15 protein-coding genes are annotated in these 15,752 nt (G+C 54.0%); 7 read left to right on the top strand and 8 right to left on the bottom strand.

All coding sequences use genetic code 11. From position 1 onward, the window contains the following. Positions 1–141: 141 nt before the first annotated feature. Positions 142–723 carry a HutD/Ves family protein gene (locus AAIG39_RS17625; RefSeq protein ID WP_090086490.1) on the bottom strand — a complete coding sequence of 194 codons (582 nt, stop codon included), beginning with the start codon at positions 721–723 and terminating at the stop codon, positions 142–144. Next, positions 720–2,093, bottom strand: coding sequence for a formimidoylglutamate deiminase (locus AAIG39_RS17620; protein ID WP_343194388.1), 1,374 nt, complete (start codon positions 2,091–2,093; stop codon positions 720–722). The genes AAIG39_RS17625 and AAIG39_RS17620 overlap by 4 nt, the downstream gene beginning before the upstream one ends. A 237-nt stretch (positions 2,094–2,330) precedes the next feature. Here AAIG39_RS17620 and hutC point away from each other — a divergent pair, with 237 nt between their 5' ends. The 3 genes from hutC (at position 2,331) to hutG (ending at position 5,365) form a co-directional block, all read left to right on the top strand. After that, positions 2,331–3,122: a histidine utilization transcriptional repressor HutC gene (gene hutC, locus AAIG39_RS17615; RefSeq protein ID WP_090086487.1), complete on the top strand. Its 792-nt coding sequence runs from the start codon at positions 2,331–2,333 to the stop codon at positions 3,120–3,122. A 162-nt stretch (positions 3,123–3,284) separates the two neighbouring features. Continuing rightward, complete coding sequence (hutI, locus tag AAIG39_RS17610; protein ID WP_343194387.1) at positions 3,285–4,547, top strand: imidazolonepropionase; 1,263 nt, start codon at positions 3,285–3,287, stop codon at positions 4,545–4,547. Continuing rightward, on the top strand, positions 4,544–5,365 hold the full coding sequence (gene hutG / locus AAIG39_RS17605; protein ID WP_343194386.1) for an N-formylglutamate deformylase: 822 nt from the start codon (positions 4,544–4,546) through the stop codon (positions 5,363–5,365). The genes hutI and hutG overlap by 4 nt, the downstream gene beginning before the upstream one ends. 33 nt (positions 5,366–5,398) lie before the next feature. On the opposite strand, the gene AAIG39_RS17600 is transcribed toward hutG, so the two are convergent. Next, a complete protein-coding gene (locus tag AAIG39_RS17600; RefSeq protein WP_343194385.1) occupies positions 5,399–6,412 on the bottom strand; it encodes a fimbrial protein in 1,014 nt (337 codons plus the stop codon). Between the two features lie 375 nt (positions 6,413–6,787). Between AAIG39_RS17600 and xthA the strand changes: the two genes are divergently transcribed. From xthA to AAIG39_RS17585, 3 genes are read left to right on the top strand one after another with little or no spacing between them, the layout of a single operon-like run. After that, entirely contained in the window at positions 6,788–7,597 is an 810-nt protein-coding gene (gene xthA, locus AAIG39_RS17595) for an exodeoxyribonuclease III (RefSeq protein ID WP_090086479.1), read from the top strand. A gap of 59 nt (positions 7,598–7,656) precedes the next feature. Beyond that, complete coding sequence (locus tag AAIG39_RS17590) at positions 7,657–8,853, top strand: sulfurtransferase (protein ID WP_343194384.1); 1,197 nt, start codon at positions 7,657–7,659, stop codon at positions 8,851–8,853. Between the two features lie 2 nt (positions 8,854–8,855). Beyond that, on the top strand, positions 8,856–9,269 hold the full coding sequence (locus AAIG39_RS17585) for a pyrimidine (deoxy)nucleoside triphosphate diphosphatase (RefSeq protein WP_343194383.1): 414 nt from the start codon (positions 8,856–8,858) through the stop codon (positions 9,267–9,269). Here the strand turns inward: AAIG39_RS17585 and AAIG39_RS17580 are convergent. Next, positions 9,232–9,516 carry a YnjH family protein gene (locus AAIG39_RS17580; RefSeq protein WP_090086473.1) on the bottom strand — a complete coding sequence of 95 codons (285 nt, stop codon included), beginning with the start codon at positions 9,514–9,516 and terminating at the stop codon, positions 9,232–9,234. The two genes, AAIG39_RS17585 and AAIG39_RS17580, sit on opposite strands and share 38 nt — an antisense overlap. 236 nt (positions 9,517–9,752) lie before the next feature. Between AAIG39_RS17580 and gdhA the strand changes: the two genes are divergently transcribed. Continuing rightward, a complete protein-coding gene (gene gdhA / locus AAIG39_RS17575; RefSeq protein WP_343194382.1) occupies positions 9,753–11,096 on the top strand; it encodes an NADP-specific glutamate dehydrogenase in 1,344 nt (447 codons plus the stop codon). Between the two features lie 88 nt (positions 11,097–11,184). On the opposite strand, the gene AAIG39_RS17570 is transcribed toward gdhA, so the two are convergent. The 4 genes from AAIG39_RS17570 to AAIG39_RS17555 all read right to left on the bottom strand — a co-directional run. Beyond that, on the bottom strand, positions 11,185–11,355 hold the full coding sequence (locus tag AAIG39_RS17570; RefSeq protein WP_249572896.1) for a hypothetical protein: 171 nt from the start codon (positions 11,353–11,355) through the stop codon (positions 11,185–11,187). 180 nt (positions 11,356–11,535) lie between these two features. Beyond that, complete coding sequence (locus tag AAIG39_RS17565) at positions 11,536–13,482, bottom strand: DNA topoisomerase III (protein WP_343194452.1); 1,947 nt, start codon at positions 13,480–13,482, stop codon at positions 11,536–11,538. 4 nt (positions 13,483–13,486) lie between these two features. Next, positions 13,487–14,530 (bottom strand): selenide, water dikinase SelD, encoded by a 1,044-nt coding sequence (gene selD / locus AAIG39_RS17560; RefSeq protein WP_343194381.1) that lies wholly within the window; start codon positions 14,528–14,530, stop codon positions 13,487–13,489. A gap of 624 nt (positions 14,531–15,154) precedes the next feature. After that, the coding region (locus AAIG39_RS17555) for a hypothetical protein (protein WP_343194380.1) at positions 15,155–15,752 on the bottom strand (598 nt) is incomplete at its 5' end.

The following is a 15,752-nucleotide window of genomic DNA, read 5'->3' as shown; positions in this document are numbered from 1 at the left end:
TACAATTAAGCCGAGAAAGATAAAGCAAGCTTTGTGCCAGTCCGCAAGTACGCCCGTATCGTTGCTTTCGCCCACTGGCGGTGGGCCTGACGAATCAAAGTAGTGCGCCCGGCGCGCTATTTCAGTGCAACCTGCTCCGGGTTAGTCCGTGACCGCAGCCCACAACAACAGGCCATCGCCAGGTACTGACTGTGCAAGCGGCGAAATCAACCATTGCGCCTGTCTGTCGCTTATCGACCACCAGAAGCCATCGCCCTTGCCGAAACGGGTTCCGTCCGGCAGTTGCCAGTCGCCATGAATGGCATACAGCACGCCGCCTTGCCCGGCAGTGATTATCCCGCTCTCACGCAGAGCGACCACCCTGGAGGCGCAGACATTGCGGCGGGTCATCAGGTTGAAATCCATCGTCGTACCGCCCAGAAGATGCGCGCTGAGTGAGAGGTCGCCACTGAAAGCAAACGGTGCGCCGACAGTGCTCAGTCGGTGGCTAAGTTGTCCGCCATCGCAGAGATGCACCCCCTCTCCGCTCAGTAACGTTATCGAACGATCAATACCCGGGAAGGCGGAAAACGGGCCATCGGCGGCAATAGTGGCAATGCTGGCGCGCCAGTCAAATTGCGGCGAACCCGGAGGCCAACTGACGATCTCGCGGGTTTCTCCCCCGCCATTGCGCCAGCGGCTCACCGGCAACGCGCCAAGGGAAAACGGGTGCCAGTTGTTCATGCGCTCTCCTGAGAAAGCTGTTGCAACAGATGCAGAAAATCAGACGCGGCGGCCTGTTGCTGAGGATGAATCCCGTCAATAACGCGCGCAACGCCGCCAACATAGACATCGCGGATCTGCCCGGCATGCCCTGCAAATAACCAGCGGTTAAGTAACTCGCTATCGTTGGCTACTGCCAGGTAAGGGTCCTGATTGTCGAGCACCAGCCAGTCGGCGCGATAACCGACCGAGAGTTGCCCCACCTTGACACCGCAGGCCTGCGCACCACCGGATAACGCCTGCGTATAAAGCACATCCCCTACCCGCGTTTGCCCCGCAGTGACCAGCCGGTTACGCCGCTGATCGCGCAGGCGCTGGCCATATTCCAGCCAGCGCAACTCTTCCACCACATTGAGCGAGACATGACTGTCTGAGCCAATGCCCCAGCGTCCTTCCTGCGCCAGATAATCAACTGCCGGGAAAATACCATCGCCAAGATTCGCTTCGGTGGTCGGGCACAGGCCGGCAACGGCACCGCTACGGGCCATTTTCGTCACTTCGTAGCCATCCGCATGGGTGGCGTGGATCAGGCACCAGCGGGCATCGATATCCAGATGATCATACAGCCAACTGATGGGGCGCTGACCGCTCCAGCTCAGGCAGTCGTTGACCTCTTTTTGCTGCTCGGCGATATGAATATGGACCGGGAGCGTCGGGTCGCTGGCGCATAATACCTGCTCCATTTGTTCAGGCGTCACCGCACGCAGGGAATGAAAACACAGCCCCTGGTTTTGCAGCCATTTTCCATTGATTTGCCGCCCAATGATCGCCTGCTGCTCTAAGTAGCTGTCGGCATCCTGAATAAAGCGTTTTTGCCCCGCCTGAGCAGGCTGCCCGCCAAACCCGGCATAACTGTAAAGCACCGGCAAGAGCGTCAGGCCAATCCCTGCGTCCCCGGCAGCGGCGCTCAACTGAGCGGTCATCTCACCGCGATCGGCGTAGGGCTTACCGCTGATGTCATTGTGCAGATAATGGAATTCGGCGACCTGGGTGTAACCACCTTTGAGCATCTCGATATAGAGCTGGCGGGCGATCACGCCGACCTGTTCCGGGGTCAGCCGCTGCACCATGCGATACATCAGATCGCGCCAGGTCCAGAAGCTGTCCTGCGGGTCGCCCGCCACTTCCGCAAGCCCGGCCATTACGCGCTGAAAAGCATGAGAATGCAGGTTCGGCATCCCTGGCACCACCGGACCGGAAAGCGGGATACAACCATCGGGAGAGGCTTGTGGCGTGATGTCGGTCAGTATGCCGACATCATCAACCTCCAGTCGGACATGGTGCGCCCAACCTCTGGCGAGCAAGACACGTGGAGCAAAATATGCAGGCATAGCAACCTTCCTGAACAGGGAAAAGCAATGCCTGCATACCTTTATGCAGGCCATTGCCAAACCTGTGACCAATTTGTCTATACATATACATATGCCTGAATTGGCTGTAAACTTGCAGCATCTTTTTTTTACTATTTTTCGTTTTTCAGCAACTGGCGCTTATCCCCTGCGCGGTGAATATGGCCGGCCGTTGTGGAAACGTTCCTGATACCTGTGGATCTTTTGAGAGGTAAGAAAATGTCGGAGCCTTCACCTAACGGTGTAGCACAACACGGCGTGAACCGGCAGGCACTGTCTGAGCTTGCCGCCGCCATGAGTGATACCCCTGCCCCGATTTATCAGCGTGTGAAGCAGGCAATTATCGGCCAGATTCGCTCCGGCGCCTGGAAGCCCCACCAACGTATCCCATCGGAAAGTGAACTGGTCAATGAAATTGGCGTGAGCCGAATGACCATTAACCGTGCGCTGCGGGAACTGACCAGCGAAGGTTTTCTTATCCGCATGCAGGGCGTCGGTACCTTCGTTGCCGAAGCGAAAGCCTATACGCCGATGCTGGAAGTGCATAATATCGCCGATGAGATCGCCCAGCGCGGCCATCGCCACGACAGCAGGATTCTGGTATGCGAAGCCCGCGAGGCCGATGCCGATCAGGCCATGCAATTAGGTATCGCGCCCGGCGACACCCTGTTCTATTCGCAAATCGTCCATTACGAAAACAGCGTGCCGGTGCAAATTGAAGACCGTTACGTTAACCCGGCCGCCGCCCCGGATTATCTGCGCCAGGTGTTCAACAAACAGATGCCCTACACCTATTTGATGGAAATATCGCCGCTGACGGCGGGCGAACATCGGGTCGAAGCGGTCAGCGCCAGCGACGAGCAACGCGAATTGCTGCAACTGGCAGAGCACGAACCCTGCTTGTTGATCCACCGTCGCACCTGGAGCGGAAGCCGCATCGTCACCTCCGCCCGCCTGGTTTACCCCGGCTCGCGCTACCAGTTGTTTGGCCGCTTCACCAGTCACGGCTAACCCCGCTTTGCCCATAGCGGCTTTTCTGGCCGCTATGTCTCCTGATATGTAAACCCGCCAGCAATAAGTAAAAACTCTTTCTGCTCGCCTTGCCGCGTTTCCGGTTATGCGTTAGGTTGACTTTAATTGTCTATACAAGATAAATCCAACCCGGAGTTTGTCATGCCGTTAGCCGAACCGTTGTCATTTTCCGCGACATCACCAGCCCGTTGCGATAGCGTCTGGCGTGGCGCCACGCTGGTAACGATGCAAAACGGGCACTACAGCCAGATAGAAAACGGCGCTATCGCCGTAGCCGACGGGAAAATTATCTGGCTCGGCCAGGCCGCCGATTGCCCGCCTTTCCCCGACGCCGAACAGCATGATTTTGCAGGCGGGCTCATAACGCCCGGTTTTGTCGATTGCCATACCCATCTGGTCTTTGGCGGCAATCGCAGCGGCGAGTTTGAGCAACGGCTGAACGGGGTAAGTTATGCGGAAATCGCCGCAGCTGGCGGTGGGATTATCTCCACGGTTAACGCCACCCGTGAGGCGACGGAAGAAGAGCTGATCGAATCGGCGTTATTCCGCCTGCGCCCGCTGTTAGCCGAAGGCGTCACCTGTGTTGAGATAAAATCGGGCTATGGGCTTTCCGTCGACAGTGAACTGAAAATGTTGCGGGTGATCCGCACCTTAGCGACACGGCTACCGGTTGAAATTAAGTCCACCTGCCTTGCCGCCCATGCGCTTCCCCCCGAATATAAGAACCAGCCCGATGAGTATATCCGCCTGATTTGCGACACCCTGTTGCCGATTGTCGCCCGGGAAAAGCTGGCCGATGCGGTCGATGCATTTTGCGAACATCTGGCATTCTCCCCGGCTCAGGTTGAGCGGGTATTCGACACCGCGAAAGCACTGGGTCTGCCGGTAAAATTGCATGCGGAGCAGCTCTCCTCGCTGCACGGCAGCGCACTTGCGGCAAGACATCACGCGCTGTCAGCCGATCACCTGGAATATGCCACCGGGGAAGATGCCATCGCCATGGCGGCCAGTGGGACCGTCGCCGTGTTATTGCCCGGCGCGTTCTATTTATTACGTGAAAAACAGCAGCCGCCGGTGGCCGCATTCCGCCAGCATAAGGTGCCAATGGCGCTGGCGAGCGACGCCAACCCCGGCACCTCCCCGGTGCTTTCGCTACGCCTGATGCTGAACATGGGTTGTACGCTGTTTGGCCTGACACCGGAAGAGGCGCTGGCCGGGATCACCTGCCATGGCGCACGCGCGCTCGGGTTACAGGACTCTCACGGCACGCTGGCTGTGGGCAAAGTCGCCGATTTTATCCACTGGCCGCTCTCGCGACCGGCTGAGCTGGTCTACTGGCTGGGCGGAGAATTGCCCTGCACGGTGGTCTATCGCGGAAATGTACGAGGAAACCATGACCTATGAGTTTTTCAGATATCACTGCACCCTATAGTTTCACGGCTGGCACATCGCCGTTACTGATCAGTATTCCCCACGCCGGAATACGCCTGACGCAAGAGGTTGCTGACGGCCTTAGCGAAGCGGCGCTGCCATTAGGCGATACAGACTGGCATATTCCACGCCTGTATGATTTTGCCCGCGCTCAGGGGGCGAGTATCCTGGTCGGGAATTATTCCCGTTTTGTTATTGACCTGAACCGCCCGTCTGACGACAAACCGCTCTACACCACGGCAACGACTGGCCTCTTCCCCGATACGCTGTTTGATGGCCGCGACACCTTTAAACCTGGTATGACCCCGGACGACGCCCGACGTCAGGCGTATCTGGATCAAATCTGGCATCCTTATCATGAGTGCCTCCGCTCAGAGCTTGCGCGGATTAAACAACAGTTTGGTTATGCGCTGTTGTTTGACGCTCACTCAATTGCATCGGTCATCCCACGGCTGTTTGACGGGAAATTACCCGATTTAAACCTCGGCACCAATAGCGGCGCCAGTTGCTCACCTGAGCTGAGCGGTGTGCTGACGAATATCTGCCAACAGCAGACGCAGTTCAGCCATGTGCTTAACGGACGTTTCAAAGGTGGATATATTACCCGTGCTTATGGCCAACCCGATGCCGATATCCATGCCGTGCAGCTTGAGCTGGCGCAAGTGAATTATATGGACGAAATGCCGCCTTATTGTTGGTCTGAAATACGGGCGCCTGCCTTGCAGGCGTTATTACAGCAGTTGCTGGAAGGGATGCTGACTTGGGGCCGTGCGCGGTATAGCGCTAAATAAACGAAAGGCTGACGCGCAGGTCAGCCTTCAATATTACTGGTATTCAAACGTAAAGGTGGTATTTGCTTTAACGGGACCGCCGCTGATATCACCGCCCTTGTAGTAGTAATAGGCATTAAAGCTCAACAGCTCAGATGACTGCGCGCTGGCTGCCACGGTAATTTTTTCGGCCATTTTCACTGGCGTAGTGTCGTTAAAAAGTAACTGGATGCCAACGTTATCATTGCCGCTCAGTCTGTTTTTTAACACCGAATCCGTTCCGGTTCCGCTTAAGATATCGCCTTCAAAGGTCACCGATACTGAGGTTTGTTCATCGCAGGCAAGATTAAATTTAAATGTTTTTTTGGCATTGGGATAACGGCCCGTGCCGTGGCTGACAATATCGCTGCGTCTTATATTCGGCAGCGTCACGCTTTTATCGTATTGGGTGACAGAACAAGTATAGGCAGGGATAACCATATTATTTTTTAAAACGAAAGACCAATTAAATGTGGTGCCCCATGACATTGATCCAAGTCCATATCGGAATTGCGTTAACATATTTGCAATTTCCGTATTGGCATCAATAGTCGCGCCTGCTTTCCAGTTACCAGAATTTACAGCACGCTTGATACCAATTTTTACATTTAATAAGGTTGTTTTGTCAAACCCATTAATTATTGAGCAACTGCTGTCTGGCCAAAGGCATAAATTCGTTGGTGACAACACCATTGGGCCACCATTAGATATCACATAACCCTGATAACCAAGATTAGTCAAAGCTGTCGAGAGCGTTAACGCTCTGGTGCGAACGGCATCGGCATAATTAGGCTGTGCTTTACCGCCACAAGTTGCGTAGTTATTCATCGATGTCAGCAAAACATCAAGTTTATCTTTTGATAACTCAAGGGAATCGACCGGAACGATTATCGTCCGGCTTGCATTATAATAAGATGTCTGGCCATATGCTGTACAATTCAACTCAACGGCACTGACTGTCATGGGACAAACCAATAAAACACAACCGCCAATGAGAATATTTAGTTTTATTTTATATTTCCTTTGCATGTCACGCATCCTCCCTGACCATCATTAAATCCGGCATTCAATTCCACACGTTGTATTGCCAGACAGATTGCATGCATAGCAAGGCTAATAAATGACATTGCATCACTTAGCGAGGGCGAACAGAATTGATTGAATGGAATGCAAAGTCAAGGTGTAATCAATACTGCGTTTTTATTAGTATTAAAAGTAAGTCATGGTAATTAACAAAAACAAACTAACCTGTTTAATAATACAGAGCATTTAATAGATATTCCTGTAACTGCTCATGCTTAATTAAGAGAACGGATTGACTCTTAACGACGAGACCCATAGGCATCCGTTGTCATTTTCTGCTAACATCCCAGCCACATTTCCCACAGCAATCTGGCGGCGACTATGAAATTTGTCTCTTTTAATATCAACGGCCTGCGAGCCCGTCCCCATCAACTGGAAGCCATTGTTGAGCAGCACCAGCCCGATGTGATTGGCCTGCAGGAGACGAAAGTCCACGACGACATGTTCCCGCTCGAAGAGGTGGCGAAACTCGGCTACAACGTCTTTTATCATGGGCAGAAAGGGCACTATGGCGTGGCGCTACTGACCAAAGCGACGCCTGTCTCCGTACGTCGCGGTTTCCCGGACGACGGAGAAGAAGCCCAGCGCCGTATCATCATGGCGGAAATTCCCTCTCCGCTGGGTAACATCACTGTTATCAATGGTTATTTCCCGCAGGGAGAAAGTCGCGACCACCCTGTTAAATTCCCGGCCAAAGAGAAGTTTTACCAGGATCTGCAAAACTTCCTCGATAATGAGCTTAAAAAAGAGAATCCGGTTTTGATCATGGGGGATATGAATATCAGCCCGACCGATCTGGATATCGGTATCGGCGAAGAGAACCGCAAACGCTGGTTGCGGACCGGCAAATGCTCTTTTTTACCGGAAGAACGTGAATGGATGGGCCGCCTGGTCAACTGGGGGCTGGTGGATACCTGGCGTGCAGCAAACCCGGACAATAACGAGCGCTTCTCGTGGTTTGACTACCGCTCCAAAGGCTTTGATGACAACCGGGGTCTGCGTATAGACCTGCTGCTGGCCAGCTCACCGCTGGCGGAGCGCTGCATCGAAACTGGCATCGATTATGATATCCGCAGTATGGATAAACCCTCCGACCATGCCCCGGTATGGGCTACCTTCAGGGTCGAATAAGCGTCACTTTCCCATTGCGGCGGTCATGTTATGACCGCCCTCTTTGGCTCTGACACGCTATGACTAAAAACATCCCCCTTTGCCGATTCCGCCAGCACAATGGCGTGGTCATCGATACGCGCGACAGCGCATTGTATAACGGCTGGCCGGATGCGCTGCACGGGTCATCCGGCCATGTTCCAGGCGCGCGTAATCTTGCCGCATCCTGGCTTGAGGAGATAACGGACGCGCAGTTCGCCTCCTGGTCTGCCCTGCGCCCGGTAAGCGCTGAAACCTCTATCGCGCTCTATGGCGCACCGCAAGATAATGACGCGGTAGAGGCCTGGTTAAGCCAGAAGGGACTCCATGCTCCCTGGCGTATCAGCGACGCGTTCTCCTCTTCTTTTACACTCAAGCGTCTGCCCGGTTTTCATCACCTGGTTCCGGCAGGCTGGCTTAACGCGCTACTGACTCATCGCCAGGTCAGCGAACACCCCGTCGGGAAGTGGATATTGATAGAAGCAGGTTGGGGTGAACGTGATACGTTCCGGCGTGGACATATTCCCGGCGCGGACTATCTTGACACCGAGGAGCTGGAAAGCGAGCCTCTGTGGAATGTCGTCCCCCCTGAGACTCTGTGTGACGTGCTGACCACGCACGGCATATGCTGCGATACCACCGTCATCCTCTATAGCCGTACCCCCCTTGCCGCCGCGCGCGTGGCCCATATTTTGTTATATGCCGGGGTGCAGGATGTGCGTTTGCTGGACGGTGGCTGGCAAGCCTGGCTTCGCGCTGGTTTTCCGGTTGTATCCGGCGATACGCTATCCATCACGCCCGCACGCGATTTTGGTGCTCCCATCCCCGCTCAACCGCAATTGATGCTCTCCCTGGCACAGACGCGGGCGCTGTTGAACCGCCAGGATGCCTCGGTCGTGAGTATCCGCTCCTGGGCTGAGTATTCCGGCGCGACCAGTGGTTATGCTTATATTGATGCCAGTGGCGACATCCCCGGTGCGCGCTGGGGACGCGGCGGAAGCGGTAAAGATGGCGTTGAGGATTTTCTTAACCCCGATGAGACCTTACGCTGCGCGGATTATATTACGGCCATGTGGGAAGCATGGAATATTACCGCAGATCAGCAAATCGCCTTTTACTGCGGAACCGGCTGGCGCGCCTCGCTGGCATTTATCTGCGCGCGCGCCATGGGCTGGAAGAATATCGGGGTATATGATGGCGGCTGGTATGAGTGGAGCTTGCATCACAACAATGGATAATCATGCTTAAAACGATAGAGGTTGTCGCCGCCATTATTGAGCGCGATGGTCAGATTTTGCTGGCCCAGCGCCCGGCTCAGGGCGATCAGGCAGGGCTGTGGGAATTTGCTGGCGGTAAGGTAGAAGCCGGAGAGAGTCAGTCGGAAGCATTAATACGCGAGCTTCGCGAAGAGCTTGGTATTGAAGCCGTGCCGACAACATATATCGCCAGCCACCAGCGCGAGGTCTCCGGGCGCATTATCAATTTGCATGCCTGGCATGTGCCGACCTTCACCGGCACACTTACCCGCTATCATCACGCAGCGCTTATCTGGTGTGCGCCGCAGGAAGCCTTTAGCTGGCCGCTTGCGCCTGCAGATATCCCTCTGCTGGAAGCCTTTATGGCTTCACGCGCCGCCAGACCAGCGGGTTTGTAGAAACCGTGCGTTCATCACGCTGGCACTGGAGCAGCACGCCTTCGGCTTTAATAACCGCCCCTTCGGTGTAATTCTGATTCTGATAAACGCAGCACTGGTTGCAGGGCTGCGAACTTTGCTGTCCACCAGAGGTAAACACTTCCGGCGGCACATTCACCTGTACATCCGGCGACAGGCGTCGATCCGCACTGGCCCCCGCAGAGACTACCATCAGCACACAACCCCATACCCATAGTGAACGCTTCATAGCATTTTCTTCCTGAATAGAACCTTTTATCACTATAACGTATCTCTATTAACGAACCGTAATTTCTTTCATCATCGGTTTTTATTATGACAGGCCACCCATTATTAATTTGATACTGGTGAACTATTTTTGCTTGCTTTACGTCATATTGCAGATGTTATAGTCGAAAAAACGCTGATTTTTTCTCGCACAACAACCATAAAATCCCATCATCAACATAAGAGGCTCTTATATCTATGGAACAGACATGCTCTCTTGAATCATTTCTTTCCCACGTTCAAAAGCGCGATCCGCATCAGCCTGAGTTTGCTCAGGCCGTACGTGAAGTAATGACCACACTGTGGCCTTTTCTCGAACAAAACCCCCGTTATCGTCAGTTATCCCTGCTGGAAAGACTGGTTGAACCGGAACGTGTTATTCAGTTCCGCGTGGTATGGGTCGACGATAAAAACCAGGCGCAGGTTAACCGCGCGTGGCGTGTGCAATTTAACTCTGCCATTGGCCCGTTTAAAGGCGGCATGCGCTTCCATCCCTCCGTCAACTTATCCATCCTCAAATTCCTTGGCTTCGAGCAGACCTTCAAAAATGCCCTCACTACCCTGCCGATGGGCGGTGGTAAAGGCGGTAGCGATTTCGATCCAAAAGGGAAGAGCGACGCGGAAGTGATGCGTTTCTGCCAGTCGCTAATGACCGAGCTGTATCGCCATCTGGGGCCGGATACTGATGTTCCGGCAGGTGATATCGGCGTAGGCGCGCGTGAAGTGGGCTTTATGACCGGGATGATGAAAAAACTCTCTAACAACAATGCCTGCGTGTTCACCGGCAAAGGGCTCTCATTCGGCGGCAGCTTAATTCGCCCGGAAGCCACCGGCTATGGACTCGTCTATTTCACCGAGGCGATGCTCAAACGTCATGGTATGGGTCTGGAAGGGCTGCGCGTTGCCGTTTCTGGCTCCGGTAACGTAGCGCAGTATGCTATTGAAAAAGCGATGGCCTTTGGCGCACTCGTGGTTACCGCATCTGATTCCAACGGCACGGTGGTCGATGAGGCTGGTTTCACCAGCGAAAAACTGGCGCGTCTGATTGAAATCAAAGAACAGCAGCATGGGCGCGTGGCGGATTACGCCCGCGAGTTTGGCCTGCAATACCTTGAAGGCCAGCAACCCTGGTCAGTACCAGTGGATGTTGCTCTGCCATGTGCCACCCAGAACGAACTGGACGTCGATGCCGCGCGTACGCTTATCGCCAACGGCGTGAAAGCAGTCGCGGAAGGCGCCAATATGCCAACCACAATTGCGGCAACCGATCTGTTCCTGGATGCAGGCGTACTGTTTGCTCCGGGTAAAGCGGCGAATGCCGGAGGAGTGGCAACGTCAGGGCTGGAAATGGCACAGAACGCGGCGCGTCTTGGCTGGAAAGCGGAAAAAGTGGATGCGCGTCTGCAACACATTATGCTGGATATTCACCACGCCTGTGTGGAGTATGGCGGCGACGCTAAGCAGACTCACTATGTGCGCGGCGCAAACATTGCGGGCTTCGTGAAAGTGGCGGATGCGATGATCGGTCAGGGTCTTATCTGAGTTATTCTGCCGGGCGGCACTGCGTCGACCCGGCTTTTATGTTCCATGCCCGGTAAGCGCAAAGCCGCCGGACAATCTCATCAGGCGTTCAGTTGACCACCAGCGATGAGACAATTTCCCTGTGACGTTTAAGAATGATCGCGATTTGCTCATCCGCGGTGAGTTCGTTGAACATTTTGTCATTGCGATCGGATTGCGCGTTGCGCACAGTGGCGGGGATACGTACTTCGCTTTTCTCTACGGCTTTTTGCTCGCTCATTTTCCAGTCCTGCTACTCAATGGTCTGTGTTCGCGCGCATAATAATCCCGTTTAGCTGTGACAGGAAGACGACACCATCACGTCTTTTTACGAATTGTGCAAGTTAACGTCATCTTTGGGCAAAATCACGGTGATTCCCCCGTGACCGCCCCCCTTCTTATGCATTTGCTGATATGTGCCTCAGACAGCAGGCTGCGGCGATGTCGGGTCGTCTTTGCGCGGTTTGCGTGCTGTACGTTTACCCGATGTTTTTTTCTTTTCACCTGCCGGGGAGGTGATGCCCCGAAATCGCTGTACCGGCGTGTTGCGTGCCTGATGAATCAGCTCATGCAACGTGCCAACCAGCGGTTGCATAAAGTCCTGATAACGACACTGCTTCTCGCTTATTTGCGTTAGCACAGACTCCCAGTGCGCGGTCATATCCGGTCTGGCGGCCATCTCCGGCAAAGAGTGAATCAACGCGCGTCCGGCCTCTGTCGAAAGAATATAGCGCCCTTTCTTACTCAGAAATCCGCGCTTAAACAGCAGCTCGATAATGCCTGCGCGGGTGGCCTCGGTTCCCAGACCGTCCGTTGCTCGCAGGATTTTTTTTAGCTCTTTATCCTGCACAAAGCGGGCAATACCCGTCATCGCAGAAAGCAGCGTCGCATCCGTGAAATGGCGCGGCGGCTGTGTCTGACGCTCCACGACCTCACCTTTTTCACACAAAAGTTCGTCGCCTTTCGCCACGACCGGCAGCGGCGTTCCGTCGTTCTCTTCATCACGCTCTTTGGCCCCCAGCAGCGTACGCCAGCCCGCCTCGGCAAGAAAACGTGCTTTGGCGATAAATTTGCCGTTGGCAATATCAAGGTCGATTTGGCATTTACGGAACAGCGCATCGGGACAAAACTGCATCAGATACTGACGCGCAATCAGATTGTAAACGTTGGCTTCACCTTCGCTCAGGTTCACCTTTGTACTGCGCGCAGTAGGAATAATGGCATGGTGGGCATCCACTTTTTTGTCATCCCAGCAGCGATTACGCAAATCGGCGTTCACCACAGGCTGCGGCAGAAGATCCGGCGCATGGGCGCCAATCGCGTTCATCACTGCATGACGCCCGGCATAATGCTCTTCCGGCAAATAGCGACAGTCTGAACGCGGGTAGGTAATCAGCTTGTGGGTTTCATACAGTTTCTGGCAGATGTCGAGTACGTTCTGCGCGCTCAGTCCATAGCGTTTCGCCGCTTCAATTTGCAGCGCCGACAGCGAAAAAGGTAACGGTGCCGGTTCCGATTCCCGCTTGTCGTTATAGGCGGTAACATTCGCCGGTTGCCCGGTAATACGCGCGACCACGTGTTCAGCCAGCGGACGGTGCAGCAAACGCCCTTCTTCATCCTGATAAGGCTCACAGGCCTCACTTGGCTGCCACAGGGCAGTGAATCGCTCCCCGGACGGGGTGATAATATGCGCCTTCACTTCGAAGAAATCTTTTGCCACGAAGTTCTCGATCTCTTCGTCGCGGCGCACCACCAGCCCAAGGACCGGTGTCTGTACCCGGCCAACGGAAAGCACCCCCTGATACCCGGCATTACGCCCAAGCAACGTGTACGCGCGAGTCATGTTGATGCCATACAGCCAGTCGGCGCGGGCGCGGGCCAGTGCCGAAACGCACAAAGGAATAAATTCACTATTGGCGCGCAGGCGTGAAATCGCCCGCTCCACCGCCTGGGGGTTAAGATCGTTAATCAGGCAACGCTGGACCTGCTGACGCTTTTGCGGCGGCAGTTCGAGGTAATCGAGCACCTCATCAACCAGTAACTGCCCTTCTCTGTCCGGGTCACCTGCGTGGACGACTTCCGTCGCCTCGGCGAGCAGACGCTTGATCACATTAATCTGTTTAGTTACGGAGGGACGCGGTTGCAGCCGCCATTTTTCGGGCACAATGGGCAGATCCGCAAGGTTCCAGCGCGCGTAACGGCTGTCATAAACATCCGGCTGCGCCTGCTCCAGCAGGTGACCGATACACCAGGTCACCACCTGCCCGTTGCCACATTCAATATAGCCGTCGCCTTTGCGATGTGGTCTGGGTAGCACATCCGCAATAGCGCGGCCCAGACTGGGTTTTTCGGCAATAAACAACCGCATTGGCTTAACGGATCTCAATCATCGGACGCCCTGCGCGTGCGCTAACCAGCTCGCCTATCGCCGCAAGGGTAATGCCATATTCTGCCGCGGTGGCGTAAACCTCGCCTTCGGCCTCGGCGCTCACCGCCAGTAACAGGCCACCAGAGGTTTGCGGGTCACAGAGCAAATCGCGCACCGCATCCGGCATCTCGCCCATTAAATGACCATAGCTGGCGAAGTTACGCTGGGTGCCACCCGGTACTGCGCCAAGCGCAATGTACTCTTCAACCCCCGGTAATTTCGGCACATCCTGATACCAGATTTGCGCCTGAACGCCTGCGCCCTGGCACATTTCACTCAGGTGCCCAAGCAGGCCAAAACCGGTGACATCGGTCATCGCCTTCACGCCGTTAATTTCCGCAAAAGCAGCACCGGCCAGGTTCATCTGGCACATCACCTCTGTTGCCAGCCCAACGTGTTCGGGTTTCAACAGCGATTTTTTCTCGGCGGTCGTCAGCACGCCAATACCGAGCGGTTTGGTAAGGAAGAGACGGCAACCCGCCTGCGCAGTACTGTTTTTCTTAATGCGCGCGGTCGGCACCACGCCCGTCACCGCCAGCCCGAAAATAGGCTCCGGTGCATCAATGGAGTGCCCACCCGCCAGCGCAATACCCGCCAGACGGCAGGCATGTCGGCCACCTTCCACCACTTCACGGGCAATTTCAGGCGCCAGCTTATTGATCGGCCAGCCTAAAATCGCGATCGCCATGATCGGTTTACCGCCCATGGCGAAAATGTCGCTAATCGCGTTTGTCGCAGCGATACGGCCAAAATCAAAAGGATTGTCGACAATCGGCATAAAAAAGTCGGTCGTGCTGATAACGCTGGTGCCATTGCCGAGATCGTATACCGCCGCGTCATCGCGGGTTTCATTCCCCACAAGCAGGTTCGGGTCGATAAACTTCGCTTGCTCGCTATGCAGGATAGTATCGAGCACTTTGGGGGAAATTTTACAACCACAACCTGCTCCGTGGCTGTATTGCGTCAGACGAATACCTTGTTCGTTCATGGACAACTCCTGACTAGCTGAAAAACATACAGGCGTCTAAATTGACTTAGTTTTTCCTGGCTAATGAGAATGAAAATGTGTATTTAGGGGGGGATTTTAGCATGGCATCGGTAACTACTAAACAGCGGGTGAATCCTAAAGGAGCTGTAATCTATCAGGTTTAAGTACCTGGTAAGGCTAAAGCATGGGCTACCGAGCAAGAAACCTTACTTGCAAGCGACGCTACGTTGATTCTGCAAGATAAACAACATAAATAAACACTCAGCACACCATCGTGTCACTGATAGACAAATATATGCTAAGTACCCAGTAAAAAGCAGGCATTGAAAAGAATAGTAATAAAACGATCCTTAATCGCCTCCAAATTATATTCCCTGTTTTGGGAAGCAAAGATCCTTTTTTCATTCACTGAGACATACAGGTATTACAAATTATTCCCAAAAGCCAGGCATGATAGTAGCTTTTCTTGCTCGTATCAGTGGATACAAAGATCTCCAGGTACTGATGGGCATTTACATGAAAACCGTAACAACGCTTATTAGCGGGCTGAGGGATTAATAACAAAAAGGAGAACTACATCTCCTTTTTATACGTAATTAAATTGTTATTGGATACATATATTAATTAATATTTAAAGCCACCACCCCCGCCAGTGTGCCCCCCAAATGCATGATCATGGGCGTTATCAGCACCCGTACCCGTACCATGATCACTATGGCTGGAGGTAGTTTTACCATTACCGCCTTTCTTATCGACGAATGGGACGCTAACTACCGCAGTCGCTACGTTGACTATAGTAGCCGGAACCGCTTCAACCGGAGTCTTAACACCTATCGTTTCCACATGTTTAACTGCTGGTGTCAGTGTTTGCGCTGGAACAGTTGTAGGCGGCGTCACTGTAGTAGGCTTAATTGCCGGAGTCAGTGCAGAGACAGGGACACTGACTTTCGCCGTTTCAGTGATTGTTACAGCAGGTTGTATGCTCATGTTGTAACGCGCAGCATGGGCAGCTTGCTCCTGAGCCTCAGCCACTGCGTTAGCATCAACATGCTCAATCGCAGTGCGCCTAATATTCATTTGAGTTAATTGAGCACCCTGCGCAGCGTCGGCAGTATCCGGCTTAGCTGTCACAGTTTTATGTACTGGATTCAGATTAGCCTCAGCCACATGCTGAATCGCAGTGCGCTGACGATTAGAAGCAGCCAGTGCATCGCCAATAGCT

The organism is Phytobacter palmae, from assembly GCF_039409775.1.
In the GTDB taxonomy this organism is placed as follows: Bacteria; Pseudomonadota; Gammaproteobacteria; order Enterobacterales; family Enterobacteriaceae; genus Phytobacter; species Phytobacter palmae.
This window is presented reverse-complemented; position numbering and strand designations above follow the sequence as displayed.